This is a genomic window from Sphingomonas zeicaulis (assembly GCF_050433225.1).
Classification (GTDB): Bacteria; Pseudomonadota; Alphaproteobacteria; order Sphingomonadales; family Sphingomonadaceae; genus Sphingomonas_D; species Sphingomonas_D zeicaulis.
The window spans coordinates 146,268-162,200 of record NZ_JBNPXQ010000002.1 but is presented as its reverse complement, the minus strand read 5'-3'; the positions used below and the strand labels follow the sequence as shown (position 1 = coordinate 162,200).

The window sequence follows — 15,933 nt, the reverse complement described above, 5'->3', positions numbered from 1 at the left end:
CGTTCGATTGCGGCTTTCATGATCGCTGCGGAGCGGGAATAAGGCGCCGATGGCAGAGGCTGCAACCCATGGGCCCGAGGTCGCATTCGATAGCGTCAGCAAGACGTTCGGCGCGACCGTCGCGGTCGACGCCGTCAGCCTGACCATCGCGGCGGGCAGCTTCGTCGCACTGGTTGGCGCTTCCGGATCCGGCAAGTCGACGCTGCTCAAGACGATCAACCGCCTCGCCGAACCCGATCGCGGCACTGTGACGATCGACGGCCGGCCGGTGAACGCCGAACCGACGCACCGGCTGCGGCGGCGGATCGGCTACGTCTTCCAGAATATCGGCCTGTTCCCCCACATGAACGTGGCAGAGAATATCGTGATCGGGCTGCGTATCGAGGGACAAACGGCATCCGACGCGGCGATCGCCGCCGCGCTCGAGCGGGTCGGGCTCGATCCGGCGATGGCCACGCGGATGCCCGATCAGCTCTCGGGCGGCCAGCGCCAACGCGTCGGCGTCGCCCGCGCGCTCGCCATCGAACCTGGGCTGATGCTGATGGACGAGCCGTTCGGCGCACTCGATCCGGTGACGCGCGACCAGCTCGGCACCGTCTATCGCGCGCTGCACGATCGGCTTCGCCTCACCACCATCCTCGTCACGCATGACATGGCGGAAGCATTGCTGCTTGCCGACCGCGTGCTGGTGATGGCTCGCGGACGGATCGTCGCCGATGCGCGGCCGGCCGACCTGCTCGCCGGCCGCGCGGGGGCTGAGGCGGATGCGCTGGTCGCGGTGCCGCGCGCGCAGGCGGAGCGGCTGCACGCGTTACAGGATGAGGGAGCGGGTGCGCGTGGATAGCCAGATGGCGCTTGCACTCAGCCGGTTGCCGCCCTTGCTGGCGGATCATGTGCTGCTGTGCGCGGCCGCGCTCGGGCTCGCCTTGCTGGTCAGCGTGCCGCTCGGCCTTGCCGCCGCAAGCCGGCCGCGCTTCGCCGCCATCCTGCTCGGCATCGCCTCCGTGATCCAGACGATCCCCGGGCTGGCGCTGCTCGCGCTCTTCTATCCGATCCTGCTCGCGCTCTCCTCGGCGGTGGGAGGCGGCATCCCCGCGCTGGGCTTCCTGCCATCGCTGCTCGCACTGTCGCTCTATGCGGTGCTGCCGATGCTGCGCAACATCGTCGCCGGCATCAACGGCATCGATCCCGCGCTGGTCGAGGCGGCCGACGGCGTCGGCATGACCGAACGGCAGAAATTGCTGATCGTCCAGGCCCCGCTCGCGGCGCCGGTGGTGATGGCGGGCATCCGCGTCGCCGCGGTGTGGACGATCGGCGCGGCGACTCTCTCCACCACCGTCGGCCAGCCGAGCCTCGGTGACCTGATCTTTAGCGGGTTGCAGACGCAGGACTGGTCGACCGTCGTCGTCGGCTGCATCGCCGCGGCGCTGCTTGCGCTGCTGGTCGATACGCTGCTCGGGCTGGTCGAACATGCGATCGCGCGGCGGAAGCGCGGCCGGGCGCTGGTCGCGGCAGCTTTGATCCTGGCCGGCATTGCCGGCGCCGCCGCGCCGCTGCTGGTGCCGCGGCAGGACAGTATCGTCGTCGGCGCCAAGAATTTCTCCGAACAGTTCATCCTCGCGCGCCTCATCGGGCAACGGCTGGAGCGCGCGGGTTACCACGTCACCTATCGCGAGGGGCTGGGCTCGGCCGTGGCATTCAGCGCGCTCGCGGCGGGCGATATCGACGTTTATGTCGATTATGGCGGCACGATCTGGACCGGCCCGATGAAGCGCCGCGACAATCCGCCGCGCGCAGCGATGCTGAAGGAGATTGGCCGCTGGAGCCGCGCCGAACATGGCGTCGGCCTCGCCGGCCCGCTGGGGTTCGAAAACGCCTATGCGCTGGCGATGCGGAGCGCCGACGCCCGGCGTCTGGGTCTGGCCAGCATCGTCGATCTTGCCCGCGCCGCGCCCAACCTGACCTTGGGTGCCGATCTCGAATTTCTCGATCGCACCGAATGGCATGCGATCGAGCGCGCCTATGGCCTGCGTTTTCGCGCCCGTCGCGCCTATGCCCCCAGCTTCATGTATCGCGCGTTGGCGAGCCGTCAGGCGGACGTGATCTCAGCCTTCTCGTCGGACGGCCGCATCGCCGCCGACCGTCTCATCGTGCTGACCGACCCGCGCCGCGCGATCCCCAATTACGACGCGGTCATGCTGGTCTCCCCTGCTCATGCCGACGACGCTCGCTTCCTCGCCGCGCTCCGCCCGCTGGTCGGCGCAGTGCCGGTGACGGCGATGCGCGAGGCCAATTATCGCGTCGACCGCGATGCCGGCAAGCAGACGCCAGAGGCCGCGGCGCGGTGGCTGGACGGGGAGATCGGCGGCAAGAAATAGTGATCGGCGCGGGAGGCTCAGGCCCGCCGCAACAGCATCGTCATCCGTGCCGTCGCGATCGGCGCGGCGGGATCATCCTGCCAGGCGCTGACGTCGATATTGGCAATGCGCCGGCCGAGGCGCGAGACACGGCCGAGCGCGTAGGTGATCTTCTCGCGGCCGCCGCGCAGATAATCGACGGTGACATTCACTGGCTTCGCCGTCACCTCCGCCTCGTCCGCGAGCGCTGCATGCAGCGCCGCGAACGCCGCCATCTCCAGCAAGCCGGCGATCGCGCCGCCATGAACGAAGCCGGGCCGGCCGAGCACCGCCTCTCCGAAGGGCATCGCCAGCAGCGGCATGCCATCCCGCAGTTCGGCGATGCTGAGACCCAGCAGGTCGGCATAGGGTGGCAGCGCCTTCATCCCTGATCCTCCAGGAACATGAACGTGCCCACGACATTGGCGATCGGATCGGCGGGATCGCCATCATGCGCCTGGCCGCGCACGAAGGCGATCGAACGGGTGATGCGATAGCATTGGCCGCGGCCGATCACGGTGCAATGCGGCACCGCGGGACGGAGATAATCGACACGCAGGTCGAGCGTCGCCTGCGGAATGAAGCGATCCAGCTTCGCCCAGATCGCCATGCTTGTGGCGGTGTCCATCAAGGTGAGGATCGGCCCCGACGCGATGATCCCCGTGGCCGGATCGCCGACCAGTTCGGGCTTCCAGTCGAAGGCGAGCTGCACCCAATCCGCACCATGCGCGTCGTAGCGGATGCCCACCGTTGCGCCATGACCGTAGCGCCGCGTCATGCGCATGAAGGCCGCCGGATCGAAAGCGGATGGCAACACGCCGCCGGCAGCGGCCTCGGAAGGGTCGGTCATGCCTTCGCCTTAGGCAGAGCCGACCGAAGCTCGCAAGCCTCTCAGCGCATCGCGGCGCTCGATGCATAGCCGGCATCGGCGGCGCGTGCGCCTCGCACGCAGAAGGCGAATTGGGACTTGCCGCGCGCCTTTGCCTGGTAGAGCGCCTCGTCTGCGCAGACCGACAACCCCTCCCAGGCGCTGCCGTGCAACGGAGCGATGGCGATGCCCACGCTGACGCCGATCAGCACCTGCTTCCCCTCGATATCGTAGGGCGCGCTGAGCTGGCGCAGCACGCGGCGCGCGAGTACCTCCGCTTCGTCGACATGATGAATGCGGCTCTGCACGATCACGAACTCGTCGCCCCCGAGCCGGGCCACCGTGTCCGTATCGCGAACCAGCAGACTCAACCGCTCCGCCACCTGCCGCAACAGCGCGTCGCCCGCGGGATGGCCAAACCGGTCGTTGACCGCCTTGAACCCATCCAGATCGAGGAAGTGCAGCGCCAGCAGGCATTTGTGCACAACCACCGCGCGCAGCTCCTCACGGAACCGGTTGCGCAGCAGAAGGCGATTGGGAAGGCCGGTCAAGGCATCCTGCAGCGCCAGCAGCGAGAGTTCGTGCTTTGTGGTGAGGTGTTCGATGGTCGACCGATAGATGTGGGCGATCGACTGCAAGCTGAGCCCCGTGACGATCAGCACCAGCAGGCTTTCGATCGCGAACAGTTCGGGATGCAGCGCGTCGGAATCGGGCAATGTGGCGTGCACGCCGAGTGCAATCGCGATGGGCAGCGTCGCCAGCACCATGCTGGGCACGCAGATCGCCGGCCGGATCGCGATCCGGGAGACGATGCCGGCACCGAAGGTGAACATCAGGCTCACGATGATCATGTGGACGATCGGCGTGTGGAACTGCAGCGCCCACACGCCGAGTGTGCTCAGCAGGGCGGCTGTGATGTGGCTGCCCAGCGCGTAACGCCATTCCCAACGGCGCATCTCCACGATCGGCAGATCGTCGACGGCGTGGCGGTGAAACCGTGCGATCAGCCACAGCCGCCATAGCGTGACCAGCGCGATCGTCACGCCGATCGCGCTGAGGACCGGATCCCGCCAGCTCCATGCCAGCAGCCCGGATACAAGCAGCAGCAACACGCCCAGGCCGGCGATCGGCAGCGCCATTGTGAACAGCATGACGACGAGATCGCGATAAACGGGCTCGGGCAGCGGCGTGGTCGCACGCCACCCGCGCGCGACGAGGTTGCGCCGAAGCCCGGCCTTGGCCCGCCTGATGAGTCCGACCATTGGCTGTGCGTTCTGCCTCACCTTGATCACAACTTTGCAGTGACCGTTCTGCTCCGTGCCGGCGTCTCCGGCAACGCCCGATAGATCCATTTGGGAGCGGGACCGTTACAGCGATGTAACTCACGCCATCCGCCAGACCGCCCATAACTTTGCGATGCCCAGCAAAGGGAGGCAAGCATGAGTGAAACGGTGCAGATCGACCCCGCCGATATCGCTGATCTCGACAGCCGTATCGGTATCCACGGATCGCTGGTGAAGGCGGACGTGATCGACCCGATCTTCAACATCATCGTCGCGACCGGCCACGGCTGCGGCGACGGCAACGACTGATCGGGAGACCGGCGATGGCGGCGTCGACCCAGCCGGCGATCTTCGATGATCGGGTGGCGCTGCTGCAGGCGCGGGAGAGGGCGGCAGACTTCTCCCGCGCCTGGCGCCGGCGGGACGATGTGGGGGCGATCGAGGCGCGGCTGGAGGCCGCCGCAGCATCGGGAGGTGCCGCAGTGCAGGATGTGCTGGTCGCACTGTTCGATGAGGGGGGAGCAAGCGGCGGCTGGCTGCGGCCGATGCTCGGCGCGCTGGTCGGGGGGCTGCGTGCCGATCCGCTGTTCGCGCCTCCGCTGCTGGCGCTGGGCGACGAGATCCAGCGCGGGCTCCTGCTGATCCAGACTCCGGCGGCCTCGATCGCAGTCGCGCGAATCTCCGCGGCAGCACTGGCGCGGCGTGATGACGACGCCTCCCGCGCGGTGGTGTTGTCAGGCGCGCTCGGCGCGCTCCACATCGTCGAGCCCGGTGGAGCGCGGCTACGCTGGTGGCGGGCCGAGGCAACCGGCGCAGGCTTTTCTCAAGCCGCGCCTACATGCCTGCAGAACATGGGCCTCATGCCGCTCAGCGCGGGCCAGACGGTGCGCGTCGACGGCCGCACCCAGGGCTATACGATCGAGCCCCCGGCGCGCGACATGCTTGTCCTGCGCGCCGCGGTGCATCTCGATCGCGCGCCGTTCCAGCGGGAATATGGCACCGTCGACGGCCGGCTGATCGCGGCGAGTGAGACGCGCGACGAAGCCTCACGGATGCGCATGCTCCTGACGATGTTGCGCAGCATCGGCTGCAGCACGGCAAATGCCGCTTTCGAAGCCGCGCTCGACGAGCCCGAATTCGAATTGCGCTGGCATGCCATGCGCGAATGGTTGGTGATCGATCCGGAAGCGGCGTTGCCGCGGCTGGCGCAACTTGCCGCCAACGATCCGCATCCCGAAGTGCGCGCGGCGGCATCGTCTACATTGGGACGGATCAAGCGAAGGAGGGCCGCCTGATGCCTCTCGCCATCGACCCTGGCACCTTGGCTTCCATCACCCTCGAGGATCTGATCGATCGGCTTGAGCAGCCCGATTTCGATCCCCGCGACGAGGATGGATTTGCCAGCTTCGGCCCCTGGCTTGCCGCGCTTGCGCGCAACCGCGGTTTCCTCGGGCAGATGGCGGTCGACGAGATCAAGTCTCGGCTGACCCGCCAGCAGGCGATCAACCGCTATTCCTCGCAGGTGATGATGCTGCACCGGCCCCGCAGCGGCTACTTCATCCGCGCCAATTTCTGGCCTTCCGCCAGCGATGCAGTGGTGCGCGACAGCGGCATCGCGCCTTTCTTCTACGGCGTACCGCACGATCATAATTTCAGCTTCCTGACCGTCGGCTATGCCGGCCCCGGCTATTGGAGCGACTATTACGACTATGATCCGGATAGCGTGATTGGACGCGCCGGGGAGAGCGTGACGTTGCGTTTCGTCGAGCGCTCCCGCCTCGCCGAGGGACGGGTGCTGTTCTATCGCGCGCATCGCGACGTTCACAACCAGGCGCCAGCCGATGCCTTCTCGGTCTCGATCAATATAATGGAGTTGAACGAACGGCAGGTATGGCGGGACCAGTTCCGTTTCGACGTGGTCAACGGCCGGATAGACGGTATCCTGAACACCGCGCCCGCTTCGGCACTGCTCGCACTTGCCGCACATCTCGGCGGCGATGGCCGCGACCTGCTCGATCATGTCGCCGCAACGCATCCGAGTTGCCGAATGCGCGTTGCCGCGATCGAGGCTGTCGCCGCCACCGATGGCGACGCGGTCTGGCAAGGATGGACCGGCGATGCCTCCCGTCTCGTGCGCGAAACCAGCCGTGCGCGTTGCGAGCGGATTGATCCGATACGGTGATAACGCGACTTCGCTCTTTCGGGGGTCGCACCCACCCTGCGCCCGTACAGCGATGGGTGGAGCGCCGCCGGCATGCAGCTTGTGGGTTGGATCGACGGGAGGGTGAGCGCCGATCGCGCCCCCGCCCCGTCGATTCTCCCGGGCGTGCGGCTCGCCCCGTTCGAGGCGGGGGCAGCCGCGCATGCGACGGGGGCGGCGGCGATCCTGCTCGCGGTTGATTCCGCAATGGCGCCGGCGCGCGCTGTGCTCGCCGCGACCATGGGTGACGCGCCACACTGCCCGATCCTGGTGCTGACCCCAACCGAACACGCCGATCTGGAGATCGCCATGCTGCGGAGCGGCGCAGATTGCTGCGCACCGATCACGGCGCCGCCAGACCTGCTCGCGGCCCGCCTCGAAGCCATGTGGCGGCGCTGCACCGATCCCGACCGCGAATTGGTCTGTGCCGACCTGCGCATCGATCTGCTGGCCCGCACTGCGCGGCGCGGTGGCACTGCGATCGAGTTGCTGCCGCGCGAATATGCCTTGCTCGTTCACCTCGCCCGGCTGCGCGGCGCGCCGGCGAACCGGCGGCAATTGCTGTCGGCGGTATGGCATCGCCATTTCGACCCCGGCACCAACGTTGTGGCGGTGCACATGTCGCGTCTTCGCGCCAAGGTGGATCGCGGCTTCGCGCGGCCGCTGATTCGCTGGAGCCGCGGCAAGGGCTATCGACTGTCGCCCGATCCGGACTGAGGCACAGATCCGCCAGTCGACGCGCGATCGATTCGATCGACGCATGGCGGCGCTGCAGCTCAATCGGGACATGATCAGTGACGACGCGGCGCTGCACCGATGGACTCACCGCTGCAGACCGATCCGATCCGGAGGGAATCCCGCTTGCCGCCCCCCTCACTTCATCCGTAAACCATAAGCCAATCAGGCCTGCTTCACCCCACCATCGCCAACCACCAGCCGTGTCGATTCCCCCTCGATCTCGGCGAACAGTGACGCTTCCGTCCCCGTCATCCACACCTGGCCGCCGCCCTCGGCCAGCCGCGCGAACAGTGCGGCCCGGCGGCGCGGATCGAGATGCGCGGCAACTTCGTCAAGCAACAGCAGCGGCCGGCGGCCGACATCCGCGGCGACGAGATCGGCATGCGCCAGCACGATGCCCAGCAGCAATGCCTTCTGCTCGCCGGTGGAACAGAGCGCCGCAGGCTGATCCTTGCCGCGATGGGTAACGACAAGATCGGTGCGGTGCGGGCCTTCGAGCGTGCGGCCTGCAGCGGCATCACGCGCGCGGCCGGCGGCGAGCATTGCGGCCAAATTGCCGACGGGCGCCCATCCTTCAAGTGCCAGCCCTGCCCGCGCGAACGGCCCTTCGGGTTGCGCATCGAGCGTCGCCGCGAGCGCATCGACCAGCGCGGCGCGGGCCTCGGCGATTTCGGCGCCATGCTCCGCCATCTGCGCCTCGAGCGCGTCGAGCCAGGCAGGATCCGCCGGGCGCTCGTCGGCGAGCAGCTTGTTGCGCGATCGCATCGCCGCTTCGTAGCGGCTGGCATGATGCGCGTGGCGCGGACGCAGTGCGAGCACCAGCCGATCAAGGAAGCGCCGTCGCCCGCTCGCCGATTCGACGAACAGGCGGTCCATCGCCGGTGTCAACCATACGATCGACAACCATTCGGAAAGGCTCGTGGCAGCGGCCGCAGCGCCATTGACGCGCACTGCGCGCCGCTCCGGCGACTGCGGATTCGTGCCCGTGCCGATGACGATGCCGTCCCCGGCGGCACCGCCCGCATCGAGCAGCACCGCCGATAGTGCGAACCCACCCGCCCCGTCACGCCGCGCCATCTCCCCCAGCGGCGCCTGACGCAATCCGCGGCCGGGCGCCAACAGCGAAACGGCTTCCAGGATATTGGTCTTACCCGCGCCATTCTCTCCTGTAAGCACGACGAATCCATCACCGGCCTCGATCGAGGCACCGGCATGGTTGCGAAAGTCGGTAAGCGTCAGGCGCGCGAGCGGCATCGGCCCCGCATAGGCGATTGCCGTGCCGACATAAAGAAAGGCCCGCCGCTCCATGTCGGAGCGGCGGGCCCAATCTTCAGATCGAGGTCAGGTCGATCAGTAAGCGACGACCAGCGAACCCATGAAAGTGCGCGGCGCGCCGATCTGGACGAACGGCGCCGAGGTCGCGAGCAGGCCACCATCGAAGCCGCCAACATACAACTCGTCGAACACGTTCGAGACATTGAGCTGCAGGTAGGTCTTGTCGTTGAGCCCAGCGAAGGCAAGGTTCAGACGGGCATCGAGATCGACCAGCGTATAGGCCGGCGCCTTGGCACCGAACACACGATTGCCACCAACCGTAAGCGGCAAGTTCTGGTCGTTGACGTAGCGCGGACCGGTGCGCTTCGCCTGAACGCCAATCTCAACCGGGCCAAGCGTCGCTTGGGCACGGCCACCGAAGGTGTAGACCGGAGCGCCCGATTCACGCTTACCAGCAGTCAGCGCGCAGCCAGCCGGCGCGCTGCCCTCGGTGCTACCGCAATCCACTGCGCCGCCGCCCGAGAGTTGGACGTTATCCTGAATCTCCGACTTCAGGTACGAACCGAAGGCATAGACTTGGAATTCGGGAATGATGCGGTACGAGATGCTGCCATCGATGCCATACTTATCGACCTTGCCCAGGTTCCGGTAAACGGTCCGGTCGATGTCGGGATCGTAGGCCGAAGCCAGACGGTTGCTGTACTTGGTATACCACAGAGACACCTGCGCCTGCAGGCCGCCCGTGCGATAACGCGCACCGAGATCGAAGTTGTCGGTGGTTTCCGGCGACGGATCCGCAGCGTCAGTGCCCGGCGCGAAGAAGAAGGAGTTGTATAGGTTGTCCGTGCCCGGAACCTGGATTCCCTTCGAGTAGTTCGCGAAAGTGCTGAACGCCGGGGTGAAGTTGTAGGTGAGGCCGACGTTAGGGAGCAGCCTGTCATACTTGAACGTACGGCGCTGCGGTCCCTGGACCGTCGGGTTCGCGGCGGCGTAAGCCGCTTGGCCGGCGGCGTTCGTGCCGAAGCAGTTCAGCAGGCCGGTCGCATCCTTGGTGAAGCAGTAGTTGTTCAGCTCACGCTTGAAGAACGGCGCGCGCAAACCGGCGTTCACGACCAGCGCTTCATCAAGGAACTCACCGCGATATTCGCCAGCAATCTGATGCAGGATTGCGTAGGATAGCCGATCACGCTTCTGCAGCACGTTCCCATTGCCATCGACAATCGGGTTGTTGACCGCAAAAACATCGAACGGCTCACCGTTGATGTCGAGGAAACCTGCTTGGCCGGTCTGGCGATGGCGGGCACGATCATAGGAGTAAGCGAGACGCACCGTATGATGTTCGTTGATGTCGTAGCGCAGCGACGAGATCAGACCATAACGGTGTGTTTGGGTCTGACTCGGCGAGAGAACGCGCACGGTGTCGAGCGTGTCGCCGTCACCGTTCAGGTCGACGCCAGCGAAGAACTGGGTCGCCGACGACGAGCTGGCACCTACATAGCCGGTCGTGGGAACGCCGCCGATGGTGGTCCGACCTTCCGAAGCGATCAGCGTGCCGCCGCCATTGGCCTTCACGTACTGATAGCTGGGATCGACCGTGAGGACGAGGCCGTCGCTCAGCGTGAAGCGCGAAGCGCCGCGGATATTGCCGGTGTTTGACGGGTTGTAGCGCTCGTCGAAGCTCGAACCACAGCTGTTGGGGGAGTCGGCAACACCCGCCTGAGGATCGTCGGTCAGACAGCGCGCGATAGTGTAAAACCGCTCATCCTTGGTCAATGGGAAGCGGTTCGGGACTACGCGATTACCGGCCGTATCCGTCCGCAGCGGAATCGACCCGAAGAAGTTGTTGCGGTTCTGGTTGTAGTGACCAGCAAGCGAGATAAAATCGCCATTCGAACCCAGCGGCTGATAAACGCGCGCATTGTACTGCTGCTTATCGATGCGGCCGCGGTTGTTGTAGACGTTGTCATTCTCGGCGTGGCTTGCCGCGAAGAACGCACGGGTACCCCAAGGACCAACTTCGCCGGTGTCAACCGCACCAAAGATGCGGAAGAAGCCATATTCGCCGGCCGCACCGGAGAACATCGCACCGAAATCCTCGTTCGGCAGACGGGTACGATAATTCACAGTCGAACCGGAAGCTGCCGCGGTCGGACTGTCGACATCGGTGGTGCCGAGGTTGACGTTGACCTGCGAGATCAGCTCGGGATCGAGTTGCTGGTTCGAATAAAGCGCATAGCCACCCGAGTCGTTCAGCGGAACGCCGTCAAAAGTCTGGCTGATGCGCGTATCGTCGAAACCGCGGATGGTGAGGGTACCACCACCCGAACCGAACGGGTCGTTGTTCTGGAACGACACGCCGGGGAGTTGGTTGATGATGTCGTTGATCGTCTGGCCGGGGGCTTGGCGACCGATGAATTCCTGGTCTAGGACGGCTTTCGCCTTCGATGTTTCCGGCAGAATAACGCCGCCCACCCCATTGTCAGAACGGCCGGCGGTGACGACGATGTCTTCGCCTTCGAAATCGATCGAGCCGGTCGACTGGGCAAATGCCGCGCCCGGAATCATGAGCGCGGCAAAAGCCACGCTGAACAGATACTGATTTTTCATGTGTGTTCCCCTTGCCGAACCCCCAACACAGGTTCGCTCTTGCGGCGACGCGCGCCGTCCGGTGGACCTGTGATCGCATTATATTGCGGTTGCGTGACACGGAAGTGCCCACGCGGCGGCAAGGGGAAGTGATTTATAGTGCGTTGCAAAAAGGCAACGCATATGCGGAATGAAACCTATTCCCGCAGCATTATAGTCCGGCTTGGTAAACGCGGCGTCGGAGTTGCTTATTTGTGGCGACCACGCCGAGCATAAAGCAGGGCCGCAAGCAGCGCGGCCGAACCGACCCCTATACCGATCCCGATCTGAGTATTGCTGATTCCCGCCAAACGACGCGTTTCCGCCGCCTTGGCCGCCCGCGCTTCCTCGACCGCCTCAGCCGCAAGCGGCGGCACGCCTTCATCAGTGGTCGCGGGGTTCAAGGGAAGATCGGTCTTGCTGTCGGTCACGGTCAAAACACTCCAATGACGATGATGTAGTGCGGATCGTTACGCTTCCAATGCCTGATCGAGCGCACGGTTCCGATTCAGGCGGCGATCCGGAACCGCAGCAGCCGGTCCGAAAGTGGAACCAGCGCCTCGGCGGCGGGGCCGACCGCCCGGAAGATCTCTGGATGGCCGGCATCAAGCCCGCCGGTCAGCGCACCGAAGGCAGGCAGGATCAGTTTGTGGGATGTGGCGACGAAGCAGCGTCGCGAAACCTGGCGACCGCGCAGGCTGATGCGGAACTTGGGATGGAAATGGCCCGAAAGCTCCGGCCGCACTTCGCCTGGCACTGCTTCATGGCGCAGAAGCAGGCCATCGACCTCGGCTTCCGCCAGGATCGCACCGCCGAGCGTCGCGTCGATCCCTGGATCATGGTTGCCGGTGATCCACGTCCAGCGCGTCGCAGTCGTGAGAACGCGGAGATGCTCCCGCGCGGCGGCATCCAGCCGCGTGCAGCCGGCCGAATCGTGAAAGCTGTCGCCCAGACACCAAATCTCGCGCGCGCTGGTCAGGTCTACCAGCGCCCGCAACTCGGTGAGTGTCGCCACGCTGTCATAAGGCGGCAGCATCTGGCCGAAGCGGGCAAACCAGCTTGCCTTTTCGAGGTGCAGGTCCGCCACGAGCAGCGCCTCTCGCGCCGGCCACCACAAGGCGCCCTGACGAAGAGCGGCGAAGGCGTGTCCAGCGAACGAAAAGGGAACCATGACATTTCTATAACCGGATGCGGACTCGCTCGTCGAGGGGTTGCGAACACCGCTCGTCGCGCGTGATATCAGCGGCTCTTCACCAGCGCGGCGTCCATACCCAGCCAGTCCGCAAGCTCCTCGAAGCTGCCGACAATATGGTGCGCGCCAAGCGCGGCAAGGCGATCACGGTGGCCGACGCCGCAATGCGTGCCCGCGCACAGCCCCACCACCTCGGCGCCCGAGGCGACCGCGCCGGTGACGCCCACCGGCGAATCCTCGACGATGACGGTGCGCCGGATATCGACGCCAATCGCTGCGGCGGCATGAAGATAGACGTCCGGCGCGGGCTTGCCGCGCGTCACATGTTCGCGCCCGCTATAGATATGCGGGGCGAACGCCGATCGCAGCCCAAGATGGTCGAGATGCGTGTTGATCCAGCGGGTGCTGCTGGACGAGGCGATCGCCTTGGGCAGATCGGCAGGCAGCGATCCGACGAAGCTCACCGCACCCGCCACCGCAGCGATTCCTTCCGCCAGGACACGCGCATCCTCTTCGGCGCGCAGCGCGTGGAATTCTTCCGGCACCGGCGCGCCGCGCCAGTCGGCGATGGCATCTAGGAAATCCTCGCCCGCCAGCCCCATGAATCGCGCGGCAGCCTCGTCCGGCGTGATGGGGTGGCCAAGCTGGGTCAGCACGTCCGCAAGATGCGCGGTGCCGACAAATTCGCTGTCGACGAGCACGCCGTCGAAATCGAAGATGATACCTTCGAAGCGCATGACGATCCTTTCCTCAGCGCGCACCGAACAAGGCGGTGCCGACGCGGACATGCGTCGCGCCGATCATCACCGCCGTCTCATAATCGCCCGACATGCCCATGCTGAGCCCGGCAAGCCCGTGCGCGCGGGCAAGCTTGGCGAGCAGCGCGAAATAGGGCGCCGCCTCGGTATCCGCCGGCGGCACCGCCATCAGCCCTTCGATCGCCAACCGCTGTTCGGCGGCGTGCGCGAGCAGCCCTGGCAGGTCCGCGATGGCGCAGCCGCCCTTCTGCTCCTCTCCGCCGATATTCACCTGCACGAACAGGCGCGGCATCGCCGCGCCGGCCGCTACCAGCTTGCCCAGCGCATCGACGAGCGAAGGCCGGTCGACCGAATGGATCACATCGAACAACGTAACCGCATCCGCCGCCTTGTTGGATTGGAGCTGGCCCACGAGATGCAGTTCGATATCCGGCGTCGCGGCCTTGAGCGCCGGCCATTTGCCCTGCGCCTCCTGCACGCGATTCTCGCCAAACCGGCGATGGCCGGCATCGATCAGCGGCTGGATGGCCGCGGCGTCATGCGTCTTCGATATGGCGATCAGCGCCACGTCGGCGGGATCGCGCTTCGCCAAACGCGCGGAACGGGCAATGGCGGTCGTCACCTCGGACAACCGCGATGCGGCTTCGGTTTCGGTCATGCGCGCTGCTATAGGCAGGCCGATGCCGCACCGCCACCGCCGATCGGCGCCTCCCCTGCCCCGCCTCTGGCTGATGACCGACGAGCGTGCCGGCGAGTCGTTGTGGATCGCGCTCCAGCGGCTGCCGTGCGGGGCCGGCGTGATCTTCCGTCACCATGCGACGCCCTCCGCGGAGCGGCGGCGGCTGTTCGAGCGCGTTCGCGCCATCGCGCGCCGTCGCGGATTGATGCTGATTCTGGCCGGACGTGCAGAACAGGCCGCGGGGTGGCGGGCCGATGGCGTTCATGGCCGCACGCGCAATTCTGCAGGCCCTTGCCTGATCCGCACCGCCCCCGTGCACAATGCGCGCGAGATCGCGCGCGCAACACGACTCCACGCCGATCTGCTGCTGCTGTCCCCCGTCTTCGCCACCCGCTCGCACATCGGCGCACGGCCGCTGGGACGCTGGCGATTCGCCGCACTGGCAAGGCGCACCCGCATCCCGGTGGTCGCGCTGGGGGGTATGGATGGCCAACGCGCACGCCGGATGGCGGCGCTCGGTGCGTATGGATGGGCCGCGATCGACGCCTTTACGGCGCCGGGCCGGATCAGAACTTGAAGGCGGTACCGATATAGACGGCCTGGCTGTCGCGACGGTCATCAGCCGTCGGCAGCAGGCGATCCCGGTCGCTGCGATAGCGCAGGCCGGCGGTCACATCGAGATTCTTGGTCAGCGAGTAGCTGGTGCCGAGATCGACCGAATAGGATTCGGGCGCAGCGACAAGTGCGGGCTGACCCGCAGTCGGGCGATCCGCGCCCGCCTGGACGCGTGCCGAGAATTTCTTGCCGGTGTAGCTGACGCCGACATCCACCGACTCACGCCCGCCGGGCATTAGGCCAGTATCGACGCGCGACACATCGCCCGACAGAGCAAAACGCTTCCAGCCCACCGCAACGCCCAGATTATAGGCGATCGGGGTGATGCTAACCGCGGTCGGCGCGGCGATCGCGATCTTCTCCGCATCGGCACGGCTGACGCTGGAGCGCGCACGCACCGCCACCGTCACCGGGCGGCTGCGGCCGTCCGCAGCGGACGCCGGGGTGAAGCGGAAGCCGTTGCTCGTCATGCCCGCACGAGCGAAGCTGGCGGCGAGACGCGGATCGGCAGATGCGGGCGTGAAGGAGCCGATTCCACCGCGCGCGTTCAAAGACACCGGTTTCTTCGACGCATATTTCGCGGGAGCTTCCTGGGCCGCGAGCGCCGGATACAGGGCAATGACGGCTACGGCCATCGCCGCTCCGATCCATCCCGCCCTCTTGCGACTCGCGCCAACCACGTTGTTCATCCCCTTCGAACGAGGGATTAGCACGGTTTATCCGCTAGATGCCATCGTCCCCCGACGTTTCGCGGAAGCCTGTGACATGATATCCACATTCGCGCCAGTCCCAAAATGCCCGCATCGCTTGCGGGCGGCGCGGGACAATCTATAGATGGCGCGCGTAACCGTTATTCCAAGGACCATCCGCATGAACCGACCTGCCCGCTTCGCGATCGCGATCGCCCTGATCTCGACGCTTGCCGCGTGCGGCGGCAAGGAGCGGCCGACGGCGGATCTCGCCGCGTCCAAGGTGACGACGATCGGCGTAAATTCCTATCTTTGGCGCGCGACGCTCGACACACTGTCGTTCATGCCGCTGGTCAATGCGGATTCGAACGGTGGCGTGGTGGTGACCGACTGGTATGTGAATCCCAACACCCCCACCGAGCGGATGAAGCTGACCGTGTCGATTCTCGACCAGGATCTGCGGGCGGATGCGGTGCGCGTGGCGGCTTCGCGACAGCTCAACCAGAACGGTGCCTGGGTGGATGCGCCGGTGCAGGCCGCAACCGTTCAGAAGCTTGAGGAGATCATCCTCACCAAGGCGCGCGACCTGCGGCGCAGCGCCTATTCCGGCTAACA

General features: G+C 66.1%; 18 protein-coding genes. 8 read left to right on the top strand and 10 right to left on the bottom strand.

Annotation, left to right across the window (positions count from 1 at the left end):
• Window positions 1-49 precede the first annotated feature (49 nt).
• Together FHS96_RS09930 and FHS96_RS09925 are read left to right on the top strand one after the other, a co-directional pair.
• On the top strand, window positions 50-844 hold the full coding sequence (locus tag FHS96_RS09930; RefSeq protein WP_429590183.1) for an ATP-binding cassette domain-containing protein: 795 nt from the start codon (window positions 50-52) through the stop codon (window positions 842-844).
• A 4-nt stretch (window positions 845-848) separates the two neighbouring features.
• Window positions 849-2,378: an ABC transporter permease/substrate-binding protein gene (locus tag FHS96_RS09925; protein ID WP_429591746.1), complete on the top strand. Its 1,530-nt coding sequence runs from the start codon at window positions 849-851 to the stop codon at window positions 2,376-2,378.
• Window positions 2,379-2,395: 17 nt separating this feature from the next.
• Here FHS96_RS09925 and FHS96_RS09920 read toward each other — a convergent pair whose 3' ends face one another.
• Genes FHS96_RS09920 through FHS96_RS09910 form a run of 3 tightly spaced genes read right to left on the bottom strand, consistent with a single transcriptional unit; the run spans window position 2,396 to window position 4,526 of the window.
• The gene (locus FHS96_RS09920; protein WP_429590180.1) at window positions 2,396-2,782 is read right to left on the bottom strand and encodes a PaaI family thioesterase; all 387 of its coding nucleotides are present in this window, start codon (window positions 2,780-2,782) and stop codon (window positions 2,396-2,398) included.
• Complete coding sequence (locus FHS96_RS09915) at window positions 2,779-3,246, bottom strand: PaaI family thioesterase (protein WP_429590177.1); 468 nt, start codon at window positions 3,244-3,246, stop codon at window positions 2,779-2,781. The genes FHS96_RS09920 and FHS96_RS09915 overlap by 4 nt, the downstream gene beginning before the upstream one ends.
• Window positions 3,247-3,287: 41 nt before the next feature.
• Entirely contained in the window at window positions 3,288-4,526 is a 1,239-nt protein-coding gene (locus FHS96_RS09910; protein WP_429590173.1) for a diguanylate cyclase domain-containing protein, read from the bottom strand.
• 177 nt (window positions 4,527-4,703) lie between these two features.
• Between FHS96_RS09910 and FHS96_RS09905 the strand changes: the two genes are divergently transcribed.
• The 4 genes from FHS96_RS09905 to FHS96_RS09890 all read left to right on the top strand — a co-directional run bounded on the left by FHS96_RS09905 (window position 4,704) and on the right by FHS96_RS09890 (window position 7,464).
• Window positions 4,704-4,856: a hypothetical protein gene (locus FHS96_RS09905; RefSeq protein ID WP_158014175.1), complete on the top strand. Its 153-nt coding sequence runs from the start codon at window positions 4,704-4,706 to the stop codon at window positions 4,854-4,856.
• Window positions 4,857-4,870: 14 nt separating this feature from the next.
• On the top strand, window positions 4,871-5,842 hold the full coding sequence (locus FHS96_RS09900; RefSeq protein WP_429590170.1) for a HEAT repeat domain-containing protein: 972 nt from the start codon (window positions 4,871-4,873) through the stop codon (window positions 5,840-5,842).
• Window positions 5,842-6,729 carry a transposase gene (locus FHS96_RS09895; RefSeq protein ID WP_429590167.1) on the top strand — a complete coding sequence of 296 codons (888 nt, stop codon included), beginning with the start codon at window positions 5,842-5,844 and terminating at the stop codon, window positions 6,727-6,729. The genes FHS96_RS09900 and FHS96_RS09895 overlap by 1 nt, the downstream gene beginning before the upstream one ends.
• Window positions 6,730-6,801: 72 nt before the next feature.
• Window positions 6,802-7,464: a winged helix-turn-helix domain-containing protein gene (locus FHS96_RS09890; protein WP_429590164.1), complete on the top strand. Its 663-nt coding sequence runs from the start codon at window positions 6,802-6,804 to the stop codon at window positions 7,462-7,464.
• A gap of 183 nt (window positions 7,465-7,647) precedes the next feature.
• Here the strand turns inward: FHS96_RS09890 and recF are convergent, their stop codons facing one another.
• The 6 genes from recF to FHS96_RS09860 form a co-directional block, all read right to left on the bottom strand.
• Window positions 7,648-8,739 (bottom strand): DNA replication/repair protein RecF, encoded by a 1,092-nt coding sequence (recF, locus tag FHS96_RS09885; protein WP_429591743.1) that lies wholly within the window; start codon window positions 8,737-8,739, stop codon window positions 7,648-7,650.
• A 96-nt stretch (window positions 8,740-8,835) separates the two neighbouring features.
• Complete coding sequence (locus tag FHS96_RS09880) at window positions 8,836-11,367, bottom strand: TonB-dependent receptor (RefSeq protein WP_429590161.1); 2,532 nt, start codon at window positions 11,365-11,367, stop codon at window positions 8,836-8,838.
• Between the two features lie 227 nt (window positions 11,368-11,594).
• Window positions 11,595-11,816: a hypothetical protein gene (locus FHS96_RS09875; protein WP_429590158.1), complete on the bottom strand. Its 222-nt coding sequence runs from the start codon at window positions 11,814-11,816 to the stop codon at window positions 11,595-11,597.
• Between the two features lie 77 nt (window positions 11,817-11,893).
• A complete protein-coding gene (gene pdeM / locus FHS96_RS09870) occupies window positions 11,894-12,556 on the bottom strand; it encodes a ligase-associated DNA damage response endonuclease PdeM (protein WP_429590155.1) in 663 nt (220 codons plus the stop codon).
• A gap of 68 nt (window positions 12,557-12,624) precedes the next feature.
• Complete coding sequence (locus FHS96_RS09865) at window positions 12,625-13,314, bottom strand: HAD family hydrolase (protein WP_429590152.1); 690 nt, start codon at window positions 13,312-13,314, stop codon at window positions 12,625-12,627.
• 13 nt (window positions 13,315-13,327) lie between these two features.
• Window positions 13,328-13,993 carry a YggS family pyridoxal phosphate-dependent enzyme gene (locus FHS96_RS09860; protein WP_429590149.1) on the bottom strand — a complete coding sequence of 222 codons (666 nt, stop codon included), beginning with the start codon at window positions 13,991-13,993 and terminating at the stop codon, window positions 13,328-13,330.
• 73 nt (window positions 13,994-14,066) lie between these two features.
• On the opposite strand from FHS96_RS09860, the gene FHS96_RS09855 reads away from it, so the two are divergent.
• Window positions 14,067-14,591 carry a thiamine phosphate synthase gene (locus FHS96_RS09855; protein ID WP_429590146.1) on the top strand — a complete coding sequence of 175 codons (525 nt, stop codon included), beginning with the start codon at window positions 14,067-14,069 and terminating at the stop codon, window positions 14,589-14,591.
• On the opposite strand, the gene FHS96_RS09850 is transcribed toward FHS96_RS09855, so the two are convergent.
• A complete protein-coding gene (locus FHS96_RS09850; protein ID WP_429590143.1) occupies window positions 14,581-15,264 on the bottom strand; it encodes a porin in 684 nt (227 codons plus the stop codon). The genes FHS96_RS09855 and FHS96_RS09850 overlap by 11 nt on opposite strands.
• A 235-nt stretch (window positions 15,265-15,499) precedes the next feature.
• On the opposite strand from FHS96_RS09850, the gene FHS96_RS09845 reads away from it, so the two are divergent.
• Entirely contained in the window at window positions 15,500-15,931 is a 432-nt protein-coding gene (locus FHS96_RS09845; protein ID WP_429590140.1) for a DUF3576 domain-containing protein, read from the top strand.
• Window positions 15,932-15,933 lie beyond the last annotated feature (2 nt).